Annotated in this window: 4 protein-coding genes; 2 read left to right on the top strand and 2 right to left on the bottom strand. The window is 62.1% G+C overall.

Annotated elements, in window-relative coordinates:
• The first annotated feature begins 325 nt into the window (after window positions 1–325).
• Together ACTORR_RS15125 and ACTORR_RS15120 are read left to right on the top strand one after the other, a co-directional pair.
• The gene (locus ACTORR_RS15125) at window positions 326–15,355 is read left to right on the top strand and encodes a retention module-containing protein (RefSeq protein WP_441343703.1); all 15,030 of its coding nucleotides are present in this window, start codon (window positions 326–328) and stop codon (window positions 15,353–15,355) included.
• Between the two features lie 158 nt (window positions 15,356–15,513).
• Window positions 15,514–15,855: a hypothetical protein gene (locus ACTORR_RS15120; RefSeq protein ID WP_054883982.1), complete on the top strand. Its 342-nt coding sequence runs from the start codon at window positions 15,514–15,516 to the stop codon at window positions 15,853–15,855.
• Window positions 15,856–15,997: 142 nt separating this feature from the next.
• On the opposite strand, the gene ACTORR_RS15115 is transcribed toward ACTORR_RS15120, so the two are convergent.
• Window positions 15,998–17,374 (bottom strand): HlyD family type I secretion periplasmic adaptor subunit, encoded by a 1,377-nt coding sequence (locus ACTORR_RS15115; RefSeq protein ID WP_054883981.1) that lies wholly within the window; start codon window positions 17,372–17,374, stop codon window positions 15,998–16,000.
• Window positions 17,364–19,520: a type I secretion system permease/ATPase gene (locus ACTORR_RS15110; protein ID WP_441343702.1), complete on the bottom strand. Its 2,157-nt coding sequence runs from the start codon at window positions 19,518–19,520 to the stop codon at window positions 17,364–17,366. The genes ACTORR_RS15115 and ACTORR_RS15110 overlap by 11 nt, the downstream gene beginning before the upstream one ends.
• Between the last annotated feature and the right edge of the window lie 75 nt (window positions 19,521–19,595).

Below are 19,595 nucleotides of genomic sequence, written 5' to 3'. Positions count from 1 at the left end.
TGTCCTGAATCACGGCGGAAGCTGTGCAGGTTTGGAAAATGGCAACCTGATCTGACCGATGAGCGAGCTTCCAACAGGGCACTTCGAGAGGCACTTCGGGAAGGAAAAGCACACGTTCAAATATCAATGTGACATTACTTCGCCAATTGTTTAGGATGGCACACTTAAGGTCAATAGTTTGGCATAAAGTTAATTCCAAGGAGTTATAGCCAAATAATTGACGTCAAAAGTCCAGACCTATTACCGATACATTTCCGCCTGATGCGGCGCCACAGACGCCGCTATGGGCCGGGACGTCCCATCATCGGATAAGCCGGAGAGTCCAATGAGCAGCGTTGTTGCGATCGTCAAGAGCATTGTTGGCCAAGTCATCGCAGTATCCCCAGAAGGCATCCGGCGCGTACTCATCGAGGGCGATCGCCTGTTCGCGGGCGAGCAGGTGCTCACCGGGGTGGGCGGGGCGGTGACCCTCGAACTGGCCGATGGCCGCCTGCTCGACCTGGGCCGCGACTCCCAATGGAGCGCGGATGCGCCGGATAGCAGCACTGACCTGGGCCAGGCCGCCGCACAAGCCGCCCCGTCGGTTGAAGAACTGCAGCAGGCGATCGCCGCCGGTGTCGACCCGACTACACAACTCGAAGCCACGGCTGCCGGCCCTTCGGCGGCAGGCGGTGGCGGCGCGGCAGGCGGCGGCCACAGCTTCGTAATGCTCGACGCCACGGCCGGCAGCGTGGACCCGACCATCGGCTTCCCTACGGCCCCGATAGGCTTCGCCACCGCAGCGACCACCGAGGAAACCGGGGGGGTCGACACCACCTCCAGTACGGCGGTCACGATGATCGCCACCGACCTCACCCTCAGCGCCACCCCTTCCATCACTGAAGCGGGTGGCGTCATCGTTTATACCGCCACCGTCGGCCAGGCTCCGGCGACCAACCTGACCGTGACCCTTTCGAACGGCGCGGTCATCGTCATTCCGGCTGGCCAGACCACCGGTACCGTCAACGTGCCGGTTGCAGGGAACGACACGCCGTATATCGATGGCGGGCAGATTTCCACCACCGTGACCGGCACCACCGGTGGCGGCAACGTGATCGTGACCCTGCCGCAGACGCCGGCAGTGACCGAAATCACCGACACCATCGATACCACCACCGCTACCCTGACCGCGTCGCCTAGCGTGACCGAGGGTGGCGTGATCACCTACACCGTGACCCTGAGCAACCCTGCCCAGACTCCGGTGACCGTGACCTTGTCGAACGGCCAGACCATCACCGTCGAAGCCGGCAAGAGCACCGGTAGCGTCGATTTCCAGACGCCGGCCAATGATGTCTACAACAATGGTTCGACTGTCAGCACCACCATCACTGGTGCCACTGGCGGCAACTTCGAGCAGCTGACGCCGAACCCGGCGCCTGCCGAGACCGTCATCAGCGACTCGATCGATACCACCACCGCAACCCTGACCGCGTCGCCTAGCGTGACCGAGGGGGGCGTGATCACCTACACCGTGACCCTGAGCAACCCGGCTCAGACTCCGGTGACCGTGACCCTGTCGAACGGCCAGACCATCACCGTCGAAGCCGGCAAGAGCACCGGTAGCGTCGATTTCCAGACGCCGGCCAATGATGTCTACAACAACGGTTCGACTGTCAGCACCACCATCACTGGTGCCACTGGCGGCAACTTCGAGCAGCTGACGCCGAACCCGGCGCCTGCCGAGACCGTCATCAGCGACTCGATCGATACCACCACCGCTACCCTGAGCGCGTCGCCTAGCGTGACCGAGGGGGGCGTGATCACCTACACCGTGACCCTGAGCAACCCGGCTCAGACCGCCGTGACCGTGACCTTGTCGAACGGCAAGACCATTACCGTTGAAGCCGGCAAGACTGTGGGCACTGTCGATGTGCAGACAGCAGCTAACGACGTCTACAACAACGGTTCCACCGTTTCTGTTTCGATCGAGAAGGCCGAAGGCGGCAACTTCGAAGCACTGGACGTCAACAAGACCCCGGTCGAAACCGTTATCAGCGATTCGATCGACACCACCACTGCGACCCTCTCGGCTACTCCGGGTGTCACCGAAGGCGGTGTGATCACTTACACCGTGACCCTGAGCAACCCGGCTCAGACTCCGGTGACCGTGACCTTGTCGAACGGCAAGACCATCACTGTCGATGCTGGCAAAACCGTGGGCTCCGTCGATGTGCCGACGGCCGCTAACGACGTCTACAACAACGGTTCAACTATCAGCGTCAGCATTGAAAAAGCCGAGGGCGGCAACTTCGAAGCCCTGGAGGCCGACAAGACGCCGGTTGAGACCGTGATCAGCGATTCAATCGACGCCACCACCGCCACGTTGACCGCTACCCCAGGCGTCACCGAAGGCGGTGTGATCACTTACACCGTTACCCTGAGCAACCCAGCTCAGACCGCCGTGACCGTGACCCTGTCGAACGGCAAGACCATCACCGTTGAAGCCGGCAAGACTGTGGGCACTGTCGATGTGCAGACAGCGGCCAACGACGTCTACAACAACGGTTCCACCGTTTCTGTTTCGATCGAGAAGGCCGAAGGCGGCAACTTCGAAGCACTGGACGTCAACAAGACCCCGGTCGAAACCGTCATCAGCGATTCGGTCGACACCACCACCGCCACCCTCTCGGCCACCCCAGGTGTCACCGAAGGCGGCGTGATCACCTACACCGTGACGCTGAGCAACCCGGCTCAGACCGCCGTGACTGTCACGCTGAGCAACGGCAAGACCATCACCGTTGAAGCCGGCAAGACCGTGGGCTCCATCGATGTGCCGACGGCCGCTAACGACGTCTACAACAACGGCTCCACCGTTTCGGTTTCGATCGAGAAAGCCGAAGGCGGCAACTTCGAGGCCCTGGACGTCAACAAGACTCCAGTCGAGACCGTTATCAGCGACTCGGTCGACACCACCACTGCGACCCTCTCGGCCACCCCAGGTGTGACCGAAGGTGGCGTGATCACTTACACCGTGACGCTGAGCAACCCAGCTCAGACCGCCGTGACCGTGACCCTGTCGAACGGCAAGACCATCACCGTCGAAGCCGGCAAGACCGTGGGCAGCGTCGATGTGCCGACGGCCGCTAACGACGTCTACAACAATGGTTCCACCGTTTCTGTTTCGATCGAGAAGGCCGAAGGCGGCAACTTCGAAGCACTGGACGTCAACAAGACCCCGGTCGAAACCGTTATCAGCGACTCGGTCGACACCACCACCGCCACCCTCTCGGCCACCCCGGGTGTCACCGAAGGTGGCGTGATCACCTACACCGTCACCCTGAGCAATCCGGCCCAGACCGCCGTGACTGTCACGCTGAGCAATGGCAAGACCATCACCGTTGAAGCCGGCAAGACCGTGGGCTCCGTCGATGTGCCGACGGCCGCTAACGACGTCTATAACAACGGCTCCACCGTTTCGGTTTCGATCGAGAAAGCCGAAGGCGGCAACTTCGAAGCCCTGGACGTCAACAAGACCCCAGTCGAAACCGTGATCAGCGACTCGATCGACACCACCACCGCCACGTTGACCGCTACCCCAGGCGTTACCGAAGGCGGCGTGATCACTTACACCGTGACTCTGAGCAACCCGGCTCAGACCGCCGTGACCGTGACCTTGTCGAACGGCAAGACCATCACTGTCGATGCTGGCAAGACCGTGGGCTCCGTCGATGTGCCGACGGCCGCCAACGACGTCTACAACAACGGTTCCACCGTTTCTGTTTCGATCGAGAAAGCTGAAGGCGGTAACTTCGAAGCACTGGACGTCAACAAGACCCCAGTCGAAACCGTGATCAGCGACTCGATCGACACCACCACTGCGACCCTCTCGGCCACCCCAGGTGTGACCGAAGGTGGCGTGATCACTTACACCGTGACGCTGAGCAACCCAGCTCAGACCGCCGTGACCGTGACCCTGTCGAACGGCAAGACCATCACCGTTGAGGCCGGCAAGACTGTAGGCACTGTCGATGTACAGACAGCAGCTAACGACGTCTACAACAACGGTTCCACGGTCAGCGTCAGCATCGAAAAAGCCGAAGGCGGCAACTTCGAAGCACTGGACGTCAACAAGACCCCGGTCGAGACCGTCATCAGCGACTCCATCGACACCACCACTGCGACCCTCTCGGCTACTCCGGGTGTCACCGAAGGCGGTGTGATCACTTACACCGTGACCCTGAGCAACCCGGCTCAGACTCCGGTGACCGTGACCTTGTCGAACGGCAAGACCATCACTGTCGATGCTGGCAAAACCGTGGGCTCCGTCGATGTGCCGACGGCCGCTAACGACGTCTACAACAACGGTTCAACTATCAGCGTCAGCATTGAAAAAGCCGAGGGCGGCAACTTCGAAGCCCTGGAGGCCGACAAGACGCCGGTTGAGACCGTGATCAGCGATTCAATCGACGCCACCACCGCCACGTTGACCGCTACCCCAGGCGTCACCGAAGGCGGTGTGATCACTTACACCGTTACCCTGAGCAACCCAGCTCAGACCGCCGTGACCGTGACCCTGTCGAACGGCAAGACCATCACCGTTGAAGCCGGCAAGACCGTGGGCAGCGTCGATGTGCCGACGGCCGCCAACGACGTCTACAACAACGGTTCCACGGTCAGCGTCAGCATCGAAAAAGCCGAAGGCGGCAACTTCGAGGCCCTGGAGGCTGACAAGACCCCAGTCGAAACCGTTATCAGCGACTCGGTCGACACCACCACCGCCACCCTCTCGGCCACCCCAGGTGTCACCGAAGGCGGCGTGATCACCTACACCGTGACCCTGAGCAACCCGGCTCAGACCGCCGTGACTGTCACGCTGAGCAACGGCAAGACCATCACCGTTGAAGCCGGCAAGACCGTGGGCTCCATCGATGTGCCGACGGCCGCCAACGACGTCTACAACAACGGCTCCACCGTTTCGGTTTCGATCGAGAAAGCCGAAGGCGGAAACTTCGAAGCCCTGGACGTCAACAAGACTCCAGTCGAAACCGTTATCAGCGACTCGGTCGACACCACTACCGCGACCCTCTCGGCTACCCCGGGCATCACCGAAGGCGGCGTGATCACCTACACCGTGACTCTGAGCAACCCTGCCCAGACTCCGGTGACCGTGACCTTGTCGAACGGCAAGACCATCACCGTAGATGCTGGCAAAACCGTGGGCTCCATCGATGTGCCGACGGCCGCCAACGACGTCTATAACAACGGCTCCACCGTTTCTGTTTCGATCGAGAAAGCCGAAGGCGGCAACTTCGAAGCCCTGGACGTCAACAAGACGCCGGTCGAAACCGTTATCAGCGATTCCGTCGACACCACTACCGCCACGTTGACCGCCACCCCGGGCATCACCGAAGGCGGTGTGATCACCTACACCGTGACCCTGAGCAATCCTGCTCAGAGCACCGTGACCGTGACCTTGTCGAACGGCAAGACCATCACTGTTGATCCTGGCAAAACCGTGGGCTCCGTCGATGTGCCGACGGCCGCTAACGACGTCTACAACAACGGTTCCACCGTTTCTGTTTCGATCGAGAAGGCCGAAGGCGGCAACTTCGAAGCACTGGACGTCAACAAGACCCCAGTCGAAACCGTGATCAGCGACTCGATCGACACCACCACCGCGACCCTCTCGGCTACCCCAGGCATCACCGAAGGCGGTGTGATCACCTACACCGTCACCCTGAGCAACCCGGCTCAGACTCCGGTGACCGTGACCTTGTCGAACGGCAAGACCATTACCGTTGAAGCCGGCAAGACTGTGGGCACTGTCGATGTGCAGACAGCAGCTAACGACGTCTATAACAACGGCTCGACGGTCAGCGTCAGTATCGAAAAAGCCGAAGGCGGCAACTTCGAAGCCCTGGAGGCCGACAAGACCCCAGTCGAAACCGTCATCAGTGACTCGATCGACACCACCACCGCGACCCTCTCGGCTACTCCGGATATCACCGAAGGCGGCGTGATCACCTACACCGTGACGCTGAGCAACCCGGCTCAGACCGCCGTGACTGTCACGCTGAGCAACGGCAAGACCATCACCGTCGAAGCCGGCAAGACCGTGGGCAGCGTCGATGTGCCGACGGCCGCTAACGACGTCTATAACAACGGCTCCACCGTTTCGGTTTCGATCGAGAAAGCCGAAGGCGGAAACTTCGAAGCCCTGGAGGCCGACAAGACCCCAGTCGAAACCGTTATCAGCGACTCGGTCGACACCACTACCGCGACCCTCTCGGCTACCCCGGGCATCACCGAAGGCGGCGTGATCACCTACACCGTGACTCTGAGCAACCCTGCCCAGACTCCGGTGACCGTGACCTTGTCGAACGGCAAGACCATCACCGTAGATGCTGGCAAAACCGTGGGCTCCATCGATGTGCCGACGGCCGCTAACGACGTCTACAACAACGGCTCCACCGTTTCTGTTTCGATCGAGAAAGCCGAAGGCGGCAACTTCGAAGCCCTGGACGTCAACAAGACGCCGGTCGAAACCGTTATCAGCGATTCCGTCGACACCACTACCGCCACGTTGACCGCCACCCCGGGCATCACCGAAGGCGGTGTGATCACTTACACCGTGACCCTGAGCAATCCTGCTCAGAGCGCCGTGACCGTGACCTTGTCGAACGGCAAGACCATCACTGTTGATCCTGGCAAAACCGTGGGCTCCGTCGATGTGCCGACGGCCGCCAACGACGTCTACAACAACGGTTCCACCGTTTCTGTTTCGATCGAGAAGGCCGAAGGCGGTAACTTCGAAGCCCTGGACGTCAACAAGACTCCAGTCGAGACCGTTATCAGCGACTCGGTCGACACCACCACCGCAACCCTCTCGGCCACCCCGGGTGTCACCGAAGGTGGCGTGATCACCTACACCGTCACCCTGAGCAATCCGGCCCAGACCGCCGTGACTGTCACGCTGAGCAACGGCAAGACCATCACCGTTGAAGCCGGCAAGACCGTGGGCTCCGTCGATGTGCCGACGGCCGCCAACGACGTGTACAACAACGGTTCAACTGTCAGCGTCAGCATTGAAAAAGCCGAGGGCGGCAACTTCGAAGCCCTGGAGGCTGACAAGACCCCAGTCGAAACCGTCATCAGCGATTCGATCGACACCACCACTGCGACCCTCTCGGCTACCCCAGGTGTCACCGAAGGTGGCGTAATCACCTACACCGTCACCCTGAGCAATCCGGCCCAGACCGCGGTGACCGTGACCTTGTCGAACGGCAAGACCATCACCGTCGAAGCCGGCAAGACCGTGGGCAGCGTCGATGTGCCGACAGCGGCCAACGACGTCTACAACAACGGTTCCACCGTTTCGGTTTCGATCGAGAAAGCCGAAGGCGGCAACTTCGAAGCCCTGGACGTCAACAAGACCCCAGTCGAAACCGTGATCAGCGACTCGATCGACACCACCACCGCCACGTTGACCGCTACCCCAGGCGTTACCGAAGGCGGCGTGATCATTTACACCGTGACTCTGAGCAACCCGGCTCAGACCGCCGTGACCGTGACCTTGTCGAACGGCAAGACCATCACTGTCGATGCTGGCAAAACCGTGGGCTCCGTCGATGTGCCGACGGCCGCCAACGACGTGTACAACAACGGTTCAACTGTCAGCGTCAGCATTGAAAAAGCCGAAGGCGGCAACTTCGAGGCCCTGGACGTCAACAAGACCCCGGTCGAGACCGTCATCAGCGACTCGGTCGACACCACTACCGCGACCCTCTCGGCCACCCCAGGTGTCACCGAAGGCGGCGTGATCACGTACACCGTGACGCTGAGCAACCCGGCTCAGACCGCCGTGACCGTGACCCTGTCGAACGGCAAGACCATCACCGTTGAGGCCGGCAAGACCGTTGGCAGCGTCGATGTGCCGACGGCCGCCAACGACGTCTACAACAACGGTTCCACCGTTTCTGTTTCGATCGAAAAAGCCGAAGGCGGCAACTTCGAAGCCCTGGACGTCAACAAGACCCCGGTCGAGACCGTCATCAGCGACTCGGTCGACACCACTACCGCGACCCTCTCAGCCACCCCAAGCGTCACCGAAGGCGGTGTGATCACCTACACCGTGACGCTGAGCAACCCGGCTCAGACCGCCGTGACCGTGACCTTGTCGAACGGCAAGACCATCACCGTCGAAGCCAGCAAGACCGTGGGTAGCGTCGATGTACAGACGGCGGCTAACGACGTCTACAACAACGGTTCCACCGTTTCGGTTTCGATCGAGAAAGCCGAAGGCGGCAACTTCGAAGCCCTGGAGGCCGACAAGACCCCAGTCGAAACCGTTATCAGCGACTCGGTCGACACCACTACCGCGACCCTCTCGGCTACCCCGGGCATCACCGAAGGCGGCGTGATCACCTACACCGTGACGCTGAGCAACCCGGCTCAGACCGCCGTGACTGTCACGCTGAGCAACGGCAAGACCATCACCGTCGAAGCCGGCAAGACCGTGGGCAGCGTCGATGTGCCGACGGCCGCTAACGACGTCTATAACAACGGCTCCACCGTTTCGGTTTCGATCGAGAAAGCCGAAGGCGGCAACTTCGAAGCCCTGGAGGCCGACAAGACCCCAGTCGAAACCGTTATCAGCGACTCGGTCGACACCACTACCGCGACCCTCTCGGCTACCCCGGGCATCACCGAAGGCGGCGTGATCACCTACACCGTGACTCTGAGCAACCCTGCCCAGACTCCGGTGACCGTGACCTTGTCGAACGGCAAGACCATCACCGTAGATGCTGGCAAAACCGTGGGCTCCATCGATGTGCCGACGGCCGCTAACGACGTCTACAACAACGGCTCCACCGTTTCGGTTTCGATCGAGAAAGCCGAAGGCGGCAACTTCGAGGCCCTGGACGTCAACAAGACTCCAGTCGAGACCGTTATCAGCGACTCGGTCGACACCACCACCGCCACGTTGACTGCCACCCCGGGCATCACCGAAGGTGGCGTAATCACCTACACCGTCACCCTGAGCAATCCGGCCCAGACCGCGGTGACCGTGACCTTGTCGAACGGCAAGACCATCACCGTCGAAGCCGGCAAGACCGTGGGCAGCGTCGATGTGCCGACAGCGGCCAACGACGTCTACAACAACGGTTCCACGGTCAGCGTCAGTATCGAAAAAGCCGAAGGCGGCAACTTCGAGGCCCTGGACGTCAACAAGACGCCGGTCGAAACCGTTATCAGCGACTCGGTCGACACCACTACCGCGACCCTCTCGGCTACCCCGGGCATCACCGAAGGCGGCGTGATCACCTACACCGTGACGCTGAGCAACCCGGCTCAGACCGCCGTGACTGTCACGCTGAGCAACGGCAAGACCATCACCGTTGAAGCCGGCAAGACCGTGGGCTCCATCGATGTGCCGACGGCCGCCAACGACGTCTACAACAACGGCTCCACCGTTTCGGTTTCGATCGAGAAAGCCGAAGGCGGCAACTTCGAAGCCCTGGACGTCAACAAGACGCCGGTCGAAACCGTTATCAGCGATTCCGTCGACACCACTACCGCCACGTTGACCGCCACCCCGGGCATCACCGAAGGCGGTGTGATCACTTACACCGTGACCCTGAGCAATCCTGCTCAGAGCGCCGTGACCGTGACCTTGTCGAACGGCAAGACCATCACTGTTGATCCTGGCAAAACCGTGGGCTCCGTCGATGTGCCGACGGCCGCTAACGACGTCTATAACAACGGCTCCACCGTTTCGGTTTCGATCGAGAAAGCCGAAGGCGGCAACTTCGAAGCCCTGGAGGCTGACAAGACCCCAGTCGAAACCGTGATCAGCGACTCCATCGACACCACTACCGTCTCTCTGTCGGCATCGGAAACCGTGGTCGAAGGTGGCAAGATCACCTACACCGCCACACTGACCAACCCAGCCCAGACCGCCGTCACCGTCACGCTGAGCAACGGCAAGAGCATCACCATCGAAGCTGGAAAAACCACCGGCAGCATTGAGCTTCAGACCGAGGCCAACGACGTCTATAACAACGCTCACACCGTAGAAGTGACGATCGATAAGGCTCAAGGCGGCAACTTCGAGAAGCTGGACATCGATCCTGCGTCAGCGAAAACATCGATAGTCGATTCGATCGACACCAGCACGGTCACCCTGACAGCCACCCCAAGCGTCAGCGAAGGTGGCGTGGTGACCTATACGGCAACCGTGACAGCGCCAGTAACCGGCTCACCGCTGGTGGTTTCGCTCGCCAACGGTCAGAGCCTCGTCATCAAGGTCAACGAGACCAGTGGCTCGGTAGACTTTGTTGCGCCGAACAATGTCTACACCACCAATGCACCGCTGACCAACAGCATCACCGGCGTCACCGGCGGCAACTACGAGAAACTGGTCACCGCCGGTACCCCAAGTACCACGGTCATCGATAACCCGAGCAACCTGGACACCACCAATGTCAGCCTGAGCGCTACCGGTACCGTTCAGGAAGGCGGCCAGATCACCTATACCGTCAAGCTGAGCAACCCGGCCGGCAGCGCCATGACCATCAACCTGAGCAACGGCTCGGTGGTCACCATTGCCAAGGGCCAGAGCGAAGGCACCGTCACCGTCGACGCGCCAAAGAACACCGTATACGTGGATGCCGGCAACGTCAGCGTGAGCATCACCGGCACCGCCGGCGGTGACTTCGAGAAGCTGAACGTCAGCGCGACCCCCGCGGTCACGGCCGTGACCGATACCCTCGACACCAGCACCGTGACCCTGACCGCGACCCCGAGCGTGACCGAAGGCGGCGTGGTCACCTACACCGCGACCGTAACCTCGCCGGTAACCGAGCATCCGCTGGTGATCAGCCTGGCCAACGGCCAGACCATCACCATCGGCGTCAACGAAACCAGTGGTTCGGTCAACTACACCGCACCCAACAACGTCTACATCACCAACACGCCGTTGACCAACAGCATCACCGGCATGACCGGCGGCAACTACGAGAAACTGGTGGCGGTCGGCACGCCAAGCACCACGGTGAACGATGGTCCGAACACCAAGGACCTGACCAGCCTGAGCCTGACGGCTACCCCGACCGTCGCCGAAGGCGGGCAGATCACCTATACCGCCAAGCTGACCAACCCGGCCGGCACCGAGATGAAGGTCACCCTGAGCAACGGTGAAGTCATCACCATCGCCAAGGGCCAGAGCGAAGGCAGTGTGACGGTCAATGCCCCTGGCGACGATCCTTACATCGACGCCAGCACACAGAAGGTCAACATCACCGGCGCCACCGGTGGCGACTTCGAGGTGCTGATCATCGATGCCGCTTATGCCGAAACCAAGGTCACCGACACCCTCGACAACACCGGCCTGAGCCTCAGCGCCACCCAGACCGTTGCTGAAGGTGGCCAGATCACCTACACCGCCACCTTGACCAACAAGGCCGACACCGCCATGACGGTGACCCTGAGCAACGGTGCGGTGATCCAGATCGATGCTGGCAAGACCACAGGCACCGTCACCGTTGCGGCCCCGGCCAACGACGTGTACATCAGTGCGGCCAACGTCTCGGCAACCATCACCGGCACCACCGGTGGCAACTTCGAGCAGCTGACCGTGAGCGACAAGGCTGCGGTCACCGCCGTGACCGACACCATCCAGACCACCACCCTGAGCATCGACGGCACCACCGCGGTGGCCGAGGGCGGCACGGCCACTTACACCCTGGCGCTGACCAACCCGGCACAGACCGATGTCATCGTGAAGCTGAGCTACAGTGGCACCGCCAGCAACGGCGCCGACTACACCGGCGTGGCCACCGTGGTGATCAAGGCCAACAGCTCGACGGCCACCTTCACTATCCCGACCATCAAGGACAACATCACCGAAGGCACCGAGCAGTTCACCGTCAAGATCGACTCGGCCACCGGTGGCAACTTCGAGAACCTGGCCATCAGCGGCAGCGCCGGTAGCGCCACCACGGTGATCTACGAACCGGCGCCCGTGCTGGACCTGGACGCCAACAATTCCAGCGGCAAGACCGGCGCCGACTACCAGACCACCTTCACCGAAGGCCAGGCAGGCAGCGGTGTGTCGATCGGCGATGTCGACGTGACCATCACCGACTACGACAGCTCGATGCTGACCGGCGCCACCGTCACCCTGACCAATCGTCAGCCAGGCGATGCGCTGAACCTGGGCAACAGCGTCAACGGCATCACCATCAACGCCAACAGCACCGACGGCAAGGTGGTACTGACCCTGAGCGGCACTGCGTCGCTGGCCGACTACATCCAGGCGATCAAGAACATCACTTTCATCAACACCAGCGAAGACCCGAGCACCACGCCGCGGATCATCACGGTGACAGTGACCGATGGTGTCAACACGTCGAACATAGCGACCACCACGGTCAACGTGATTGCCGTGAACGACGCGCCGACCACCACCGGCGGCGCGGTCACCGGCAACGAAGACACCGACCTGGTACTGGCCTGGAGCGACTTCAACGTCAGCGACGTCGATTCGCCGCTGAGCAGCCTGGGCGTGACCATCAATACCCTGCCGGGCGCCGGCAAACTGCAGCTGCTGGTCGGCTCGACCTGGACCGACGTCAAGGCCGGCCAGACCGTCAGCCAGGCCGACATCGCCGCCGGCAAGCTCAAGTTCGTACCGGCCACCAACGAGTCGGGTGTCGACGGCTACGGCGGCACCGGCGTGGGCAACAAGCAGGCCGACTACGCGCAGATCAAGTACACACCTACCGACGGCAAGGACGCGGGCAACCAGGCCACGCTGAAGGTCGACATCAAACCGGTCGCCGACGCCCCGTCGCTGAGCATCGGCAACAACAGCGTCAACTCGCTGGGCCTGACCAAGGAAACCTGGACCAGCCTCACCGGCCTGGGCACCAACGGCAACGGCATTACCGGTGACACGCTGAAGAACGTGTTCGCCAACTCCGGCAAGGCCGGCAAGACCGAAACCGTGACCACGGTCGACACCACGGCCAGCATCACTGCGGGCACGGGTTCGAAGACTTCCGGCCTGATCTACCTGGAAGCCGGCAAGACCTACACCTTCAGCGGCACCGCCGACGACAGCCTGCAGATCGTCATCGGCGGCAAGAACGTCGCCGGCGCCACCTGGGCCAACGCCAGCGGCAGCATCACGGGCAGCTTCACCCCGACCACCAGCGGCTACTACACCTTGGAGATCTACAGCGCCAACCAGGCTGGCCCTGGCAGCCTGGACGTCAACATCCAGGTGGGCAGCGGTGGGGTCACCGACCTCAGCAGCGCCAACATCCCGATGTACCCGAACGTCAGTGCGCTGGCGAATGCCGGTGTAACGGTGTCGGACCTGCATGGCAGCAACGGCGTGGGCTACTACGACGGCTACAAGCTCAACGAAGGCGGCGAGAACGGCGCCCCGATCAAGCTGGTGAGCATCAACACCGCACTGACCGACACCGACGGTTCGGAATCCCTGAGCGTCAAGCTCTCGGGCATCCCGGCAGGCTCGGTGCTGGCTGACAGCGCTGGCCACACCATTACCGTCGGCAGCGGCGCGGTAGATGTCACCGGCTGGAACCTGAGCAGCCTGACCATCAAGCCACCGGCCTACTACCAAGGCCAGTTCGACGTGAAGGTCAGCTCGACTTCGAGTGAAAGCGTCGGCGGCAGTACCGCTACCACCGAGGGCACCATCAAGGTCACGGTCTACCCGCAGGCCTACACCACCAGCAACCTGTCGTCCGACAGCGACTCCATCACCGGTACCGATGGCAACGACATCATCGTCTCGGACGTCAATGGCCTGCACGTGGTGCCGGGGCAGAACTACAACATCGCCTTCATCGTCGACACCTCGGGCTCGATGGGCTCGTCGGGCGTAAGCGCGGCCAAGTCTTCGCTGGAGTCGGTGTTCAAGACCCTGGCGGCCAGCGTCAAAGGCGCCCAGTCGGGTGTGGTCAACATCCTTCTGGTGGACTTCGCCACCCAGGTCAAGAGCACTGTTTCGGTGACCCTCAACGACGCGGGCCTGAAAACCCTGCTCGCGGCGCTGAACAACTTGTCGTCCGGTGGCGGTACCAACTACGAAGATGCCTTCAAGACCACCGCCAACTGGTTCGAGGCGCTCAAGGCAGCGGGCAGCACCGGCAGTAACCAGACGTTCTTCATTACCGACGGGCAGCCAACCTACTACCAGACCAACGAGAAGACCAACCCGACCCTGGGCAACTCCGGCGTCACCATGGACGACTACCTCGCCTCGATCAATTACAAGGCGGGCATGACGGTCAATGCCTACATCAACAACACCAACTACATCAGCATCGACAGCAGCGGCAACCTGCAGGTACAGACGTACAGCAACAGAGGCGGCTGGTCGTACAGTACCAGCGGCCAGTTGCATGCCGAAGGCAACGGCGGCTACGAGCTGTCGTCGCTGGCGGGTACCGGCAACTCCACCAACAGCGCCACCAGCACCAACTCGACCGATAGCTTCAAGATCCTCTCGGCCTTGTCCGACGTCGAAGCGATCGGCCTGAACAGCGGCGTCAACGCCAACGACCTGAAGCCGTACGACACCGATGGCAAGCCGCAGACCAACATCGACCCGAGCAAGCTCGCCGATGCCATCCTCGGTCACACCGAAGCCACCCTGCCGGGCAACGACACGGTCAACGGTGGCGACGGCAACGACATCATCTTCGGCGACCTGGTGACCTTCCCGTCCATCGCCGGCACCGGTGTCGAGGCCATCCAGGCCTATGTCGCCGGCAAGACCGGTGTCGATGTCGGTGACGTGGACGCGCGGGCGATGCACCAGTACGTCAGCGAACACTACACCGAGTTCGACATTTCGGGGGCCAACGACGGTGCCGATACCCTGCTGGGCGGCGCAGGCAATGACATCATCTTCGGCCAGGGTGGCAACGACTACCTCGATGGCGGCAAGGGCAATGACATCCTGCTCGGCGGCAGCGGCAACGACACCCTGATCGGCGGTCAAGGGAATGACATCCTGATCGGTGGCAGCGGTGCCGACCTGTTCGTGTGGAAGGCCGGTGATGTTGGCAACGACGTGATCAAGGACTTCAAGCCCAGCGAGGGTGACCGCCTCGACCTGCACGACCTGCTACAGGGCGAGACCGCCAGCACCATCGACAACTACTTGAAGATCACCACCGCCGCAGATGGCACTTCGACCTTGCAGGTCAGCTCCGAAGGCAAGCTCAACGCCGGTGGCAGCGCCGACGTGACCATCAAGCTCGAAGGCGTGAACTGGTCAAACACCACGGTCAACTCGTTGATCAGCGGTGCCGACCCGACCATCAAGGTCGATCACTGATCCCCGTCCCGCGGTGGCCAGCCCAGGCCACCGCGGGGGCGGCCTTCCCTGCCACCCCTCGCGCAGCGCATACTCACGCGCCGGGTTCACCTGCCTGGTGAACTTTGCCTATGCTGCGGATTACCAACTAAGGAACCATCGTGACGAGGGACGACGCCATGTTCTACGTGCAACGCGACGCCGACGGCCAGTTGCTGCGGGTAGAAGCTGCCCCCTATGCCGAATTCACGGAAATGCTCCCGGCCGACCATGCCGAGATCCAGGAATGGTTTGCCGACGATGTGGTCGAGAACAGCCTGCGCCAGCTCAAGCAGAGCGACCTGGACATGATCCGCGTGCTGGAGGATCTGATCGATGTGCTGACCACCAAGGGTGTGATCAGCATCACCGACCTGCCCGCCGGTGCCCAGGCCAAGCTGCTCAACCGCTCTACCGCGCGCAAGGCGCTGGGCAGCCTGAACAACCTGATTGAGGAAGAAGAAGACACCGGGTTGATCTGAGCGGCACTCTGCAAACCGACTCGGCCCCTGTGGGAGCGGGCTTGCCCGCGAAGCAGGCTCCGCAGTGTATGGCACCGGCTTCGCCGGTGTTCGCGGGCACGCCCGCTCCCACAGGGTACCCTCTACAAGGCCGTAAACCTCATCAGCGCTCGCGCAGGGCTTCGGTACGGGCTTTGATGATCGGCTTGAGCAAGTAGCTCATGATGGTTTTCTTTCCGGTCATGATGTCCACCGTGGCGACCATGCCGGGGATGATTTCCAGCGGCTTGGCGTCACTGCCCAGGTGACTCTTCTCGGTGCGCAGGCGGATCAGGTAGTAGGTGGTCTTCTTGTCTTCGTCGGTGATGGTGTCGGCGCCGATCTGCTCCAGCTTGGCCTCGAGGCCGCCGTAGATGGTGTAGTCATAGGCGGTGAACTTGACCATGGCCTCCTGCCCCGGGTGCAGGAAGGCGATATCCTTGGGCAGGATCTTCGCCTCGATCACCAGCGTATCGTCCAGGGGCACGATCTCGATGATGTCGCTGCCCGGCTGGATCACACCACCAATGGTGTTGACCAACAGCTGCTTGACGATGCCGCGCACCGGCGAAGTGACCAGTGTGCGGTTGACCCGGTCATCCAGCGCCTTGGTGGTGGCAGTCGCCTTGTTCAGGTCGGTGCGCGCCTCGTTAAGCTGGGTCAGGGCATCGCTGCGGAACTTGCCGCGGGTTTCCTCGATTTTGCTCTGCACTTCCTTCACCGCCGCCTCGGCGCGCGGGATAGCCAGTTCGGTGGCGCTCAGTTCGCCGCGTGTTTCCACCTCGGAGCGGCGCAGGCGCAGGATCTCGACCTGGGAAATCGCCCCCCTGGCCACCAGCGGCTCGGACATGCCGATTTCCTGGTTCAGCAACTGCAGGCTGCTGGCGTACTGGGCACGCTTGGAGTTGAACTCACGCAACTCCTGCTGCTTCTGCACCAGCTGCTGTTGCAGGCCATTGATCTCGTCATTCAACTGTTGACGCCGGCTGGCGAACAGCGACTCTTCGCTGGCCGCCTGGCTGGGAGCGGCCTCGCGCAGCTTGTCGTCGATCTTCAGCGGGCTGTCGTCGACCTCGGCACTCAGGCGCTCGACGCGCAGGGCCATGGCCACACGCTCGGCTTCGGTTTCGCCCTTGTTCGAGATAAAGCGGGTTTCGTCCAGGCGCAGCAGCGGCTGGCCGACCTCGACCACCTGCCCTTCCTTGGCGAAGATCTCGGCGACGATGCCGCCTTCGAGGTTCTGCACCTTCTGCACCTTGGACGAGGGAATGGCCTTGCCCTCGCCACGGGTGACTTCGTCGATGGGCGCGAAGCTGGCCCAGACGATCAGGAACAGGAAGAACGCGATCACGCCCCAGATGGTCAGGCGCACGACGCGCGGGGCGTCTTCGATGAGCGCTTTGTTGACCTCGGGCAGCGGCTGCCCGTGCAGCGAGTCGGAGCCCTTGAAGTAGCGGCGCAGGTTGTCTTTGAACTGTCCGATATCGAGCTTATGCAACACTGATCTGCCCCTTCTTCAGCGCATCCATGACGGAAGCTTTGGGGCCATCGGCAACCACCTGGCCGCGGTCGATGACGATCAGCCGGTCGACCAGGGTCAGCAGCGAGGCCCGGTGGGTCACCAGCAGCACAGTCTTGTTCTCGATTACCGCCTGCAGGCGCTGCTTGAGGCGCTCTTCGCCGGTGTTGTCCATGGCCGCAGTTGGCTCGTCGAGCAGCAGGATCTGCGGGTTGAGCAACAGCGCACGGCCCAGCGCGACGTTCTGCCGCTGGCCACCGGAGAGGTTTTGCCCGCGCTCGCCAACCTGCAACTCGTAACCGTCCGGGTGCAGCCGGGCGAACTCGTGCACGCCAGCCAGCTCGGCGGCTTGCAGGATCAGCTCGTCCTCGATGTAGCGGGCACCGCTGACCAGATTGTCGCGCAAGGTACCGGCCAGCAACTGGATATCCTGCGGCACGTAGCCGACGTTGTGACGCAGCTCGCTGACGTCGATCTGGCGAATGTCCACGCCGTCTACCAGCAACGAGCCGTTGTCCGCCTCATACAGCCCGACGATCAGCTTGGCCAGCGAACTCTTGCCCGAGCCACTGCGGCCGATGATGCCGACTTTCTCGCCCGGGCGGATGTTCAGGCTGATGTTCTTCAGGGCCATGTTCTGCTGGTTCGGGTAAGTGAAATCGACCCCGCGGAACTCGATCGCTCCCTGCAGCACCTGGCGGCTCAGTGGGCGTTCCTCGAAGTTGCGCTCTTGCGGCAGTTCCATCATCTGGTTGGTCGAGACCATGGTCACCTTGGCCTGCTGGTAGCGGGCCAGCAACCCGTTCAACTGCCCGAGCGGGCCGAGAGCTCGACCACTGAGCATGTAGCAGGCCACCAGGCCGCCCATGCTCAGGTTGCCATCGATGATCTGATACACGCCGACGCAGATCATCGCCACGCCAGCCAGTTGCTGGATCATCAAGGTGATGTTCATGGCCAGGCCCGACAGCACCTTGACCCGCAGTTCCAGGCGGCTGAGGGTCCCAAGGGTCTGCTCCCAGCGGTACTGGCGCTCGCTCTCGGCGTTGTTGACCTTGACCGCATCCAGGCCGGCCAGGGTTTCGATCAGGCTCGACTGGCGCTCGGAGGCCAGCGCCATGGTCCGCTCCATGGTCGCCATCAGGGGTTTTTGCAGGGCGTAGCCGATGCCCAGCGCCAACGGGAAGGCGAGCACCGGGATCCACACCAGATGGCCGCCGACGATGGCGATGACCATGAGAATGATCAGGGTGAATGGCAGGTCGATCAGGCTGGTCAGGGTCAGCGAGGCGAGGAAGTCACGCAGGCCTTGGAACTCGTGGATGTTCTGAGCAAAGCTGCCGACCCGCGCCGGGCGGTACTTCATCGACATGCCGACGATGCGCTCGAACAATGTGGCCGAGATGATCAGGTCGGTCTTCTTGCCGGCCAGGTCCAGGCACAGACTGCGCAGGCCTTTGAGGATGAGGTCGAACAGGTAGGCACCGGTAATGCCCACCGCCAGCACCCACAGGGTCGAGGTGGCCTGGTTGGGCACCACGCGGTCGTAGACGTTCATCACGAACAGCGGCGCGGCCAGGGCGATCAGGTTGATCACCAGGCTGGCGGCGATGGCATCCATGTACAGCCATTTGCTGCGCAGCAGGGTGTCGCGGAACCAGGACTTGGCGCGCGGAATCAGGTTGCCGTGGTTGACGTCGTACTTGTGCTGCGGCTGGGCGAAGAACACCTTGCCGCTGTAGTCCCCGATCAGCGCTTCGCGGCTGACCAGCACCTCGCCGCCATCGCTTTCGCTGAGCAGCAGGCGTGCAGTGTCGGCGTTTTCCCAACCCAGCAGCACGGCGGCGCGGCCTTCCTTGAGCAGCAGCATGGCCGGCATGGCGATGCTCGGGATCTGCTCCAGCTTGCGCTGCAACAGGCGCCCCTGCAGGCCGGCGCGGGCGGCGGCGCGGGGCAGCAGTTCGGCGTTCAGGCGCTGGGCCGGCAATGGCAGCCCGGTGGTCAGCATCACCCGGCTGGCGGGTTTCTGATGCAGTACACAGAGGGTCAGCAGGCAATCCAGCAGCGGATCGTCGTGCTGACTACGCGGGTCATGACTGAGCTGGGCTCGACGGACTTCGGATTCCACGTGGCGCTCTCTTCCTTGCGATAGTTGGAAGCAGGCCCCATCAACAATGGCCCGGTGTTCTTAAAGCTGACGACA

Origin of the sequence: Pseudomonas sp. SAR267 (genome assembly GCF_052077595.1) — a bacterium.
GTDB classification, from domain to species: Bacteria; Pseudomonadota; Gammaproteobacteria; order Pseudomonadales; family Pseudomonadaceae; genus Aquipseudomonas; species Aquipseudomonas vlassakiae.
The sequence above is the reverse complement of the archived record's forward strand: the minus strand, read 5'-3'. Positions and strand labels throughout refer to the sequence as shown.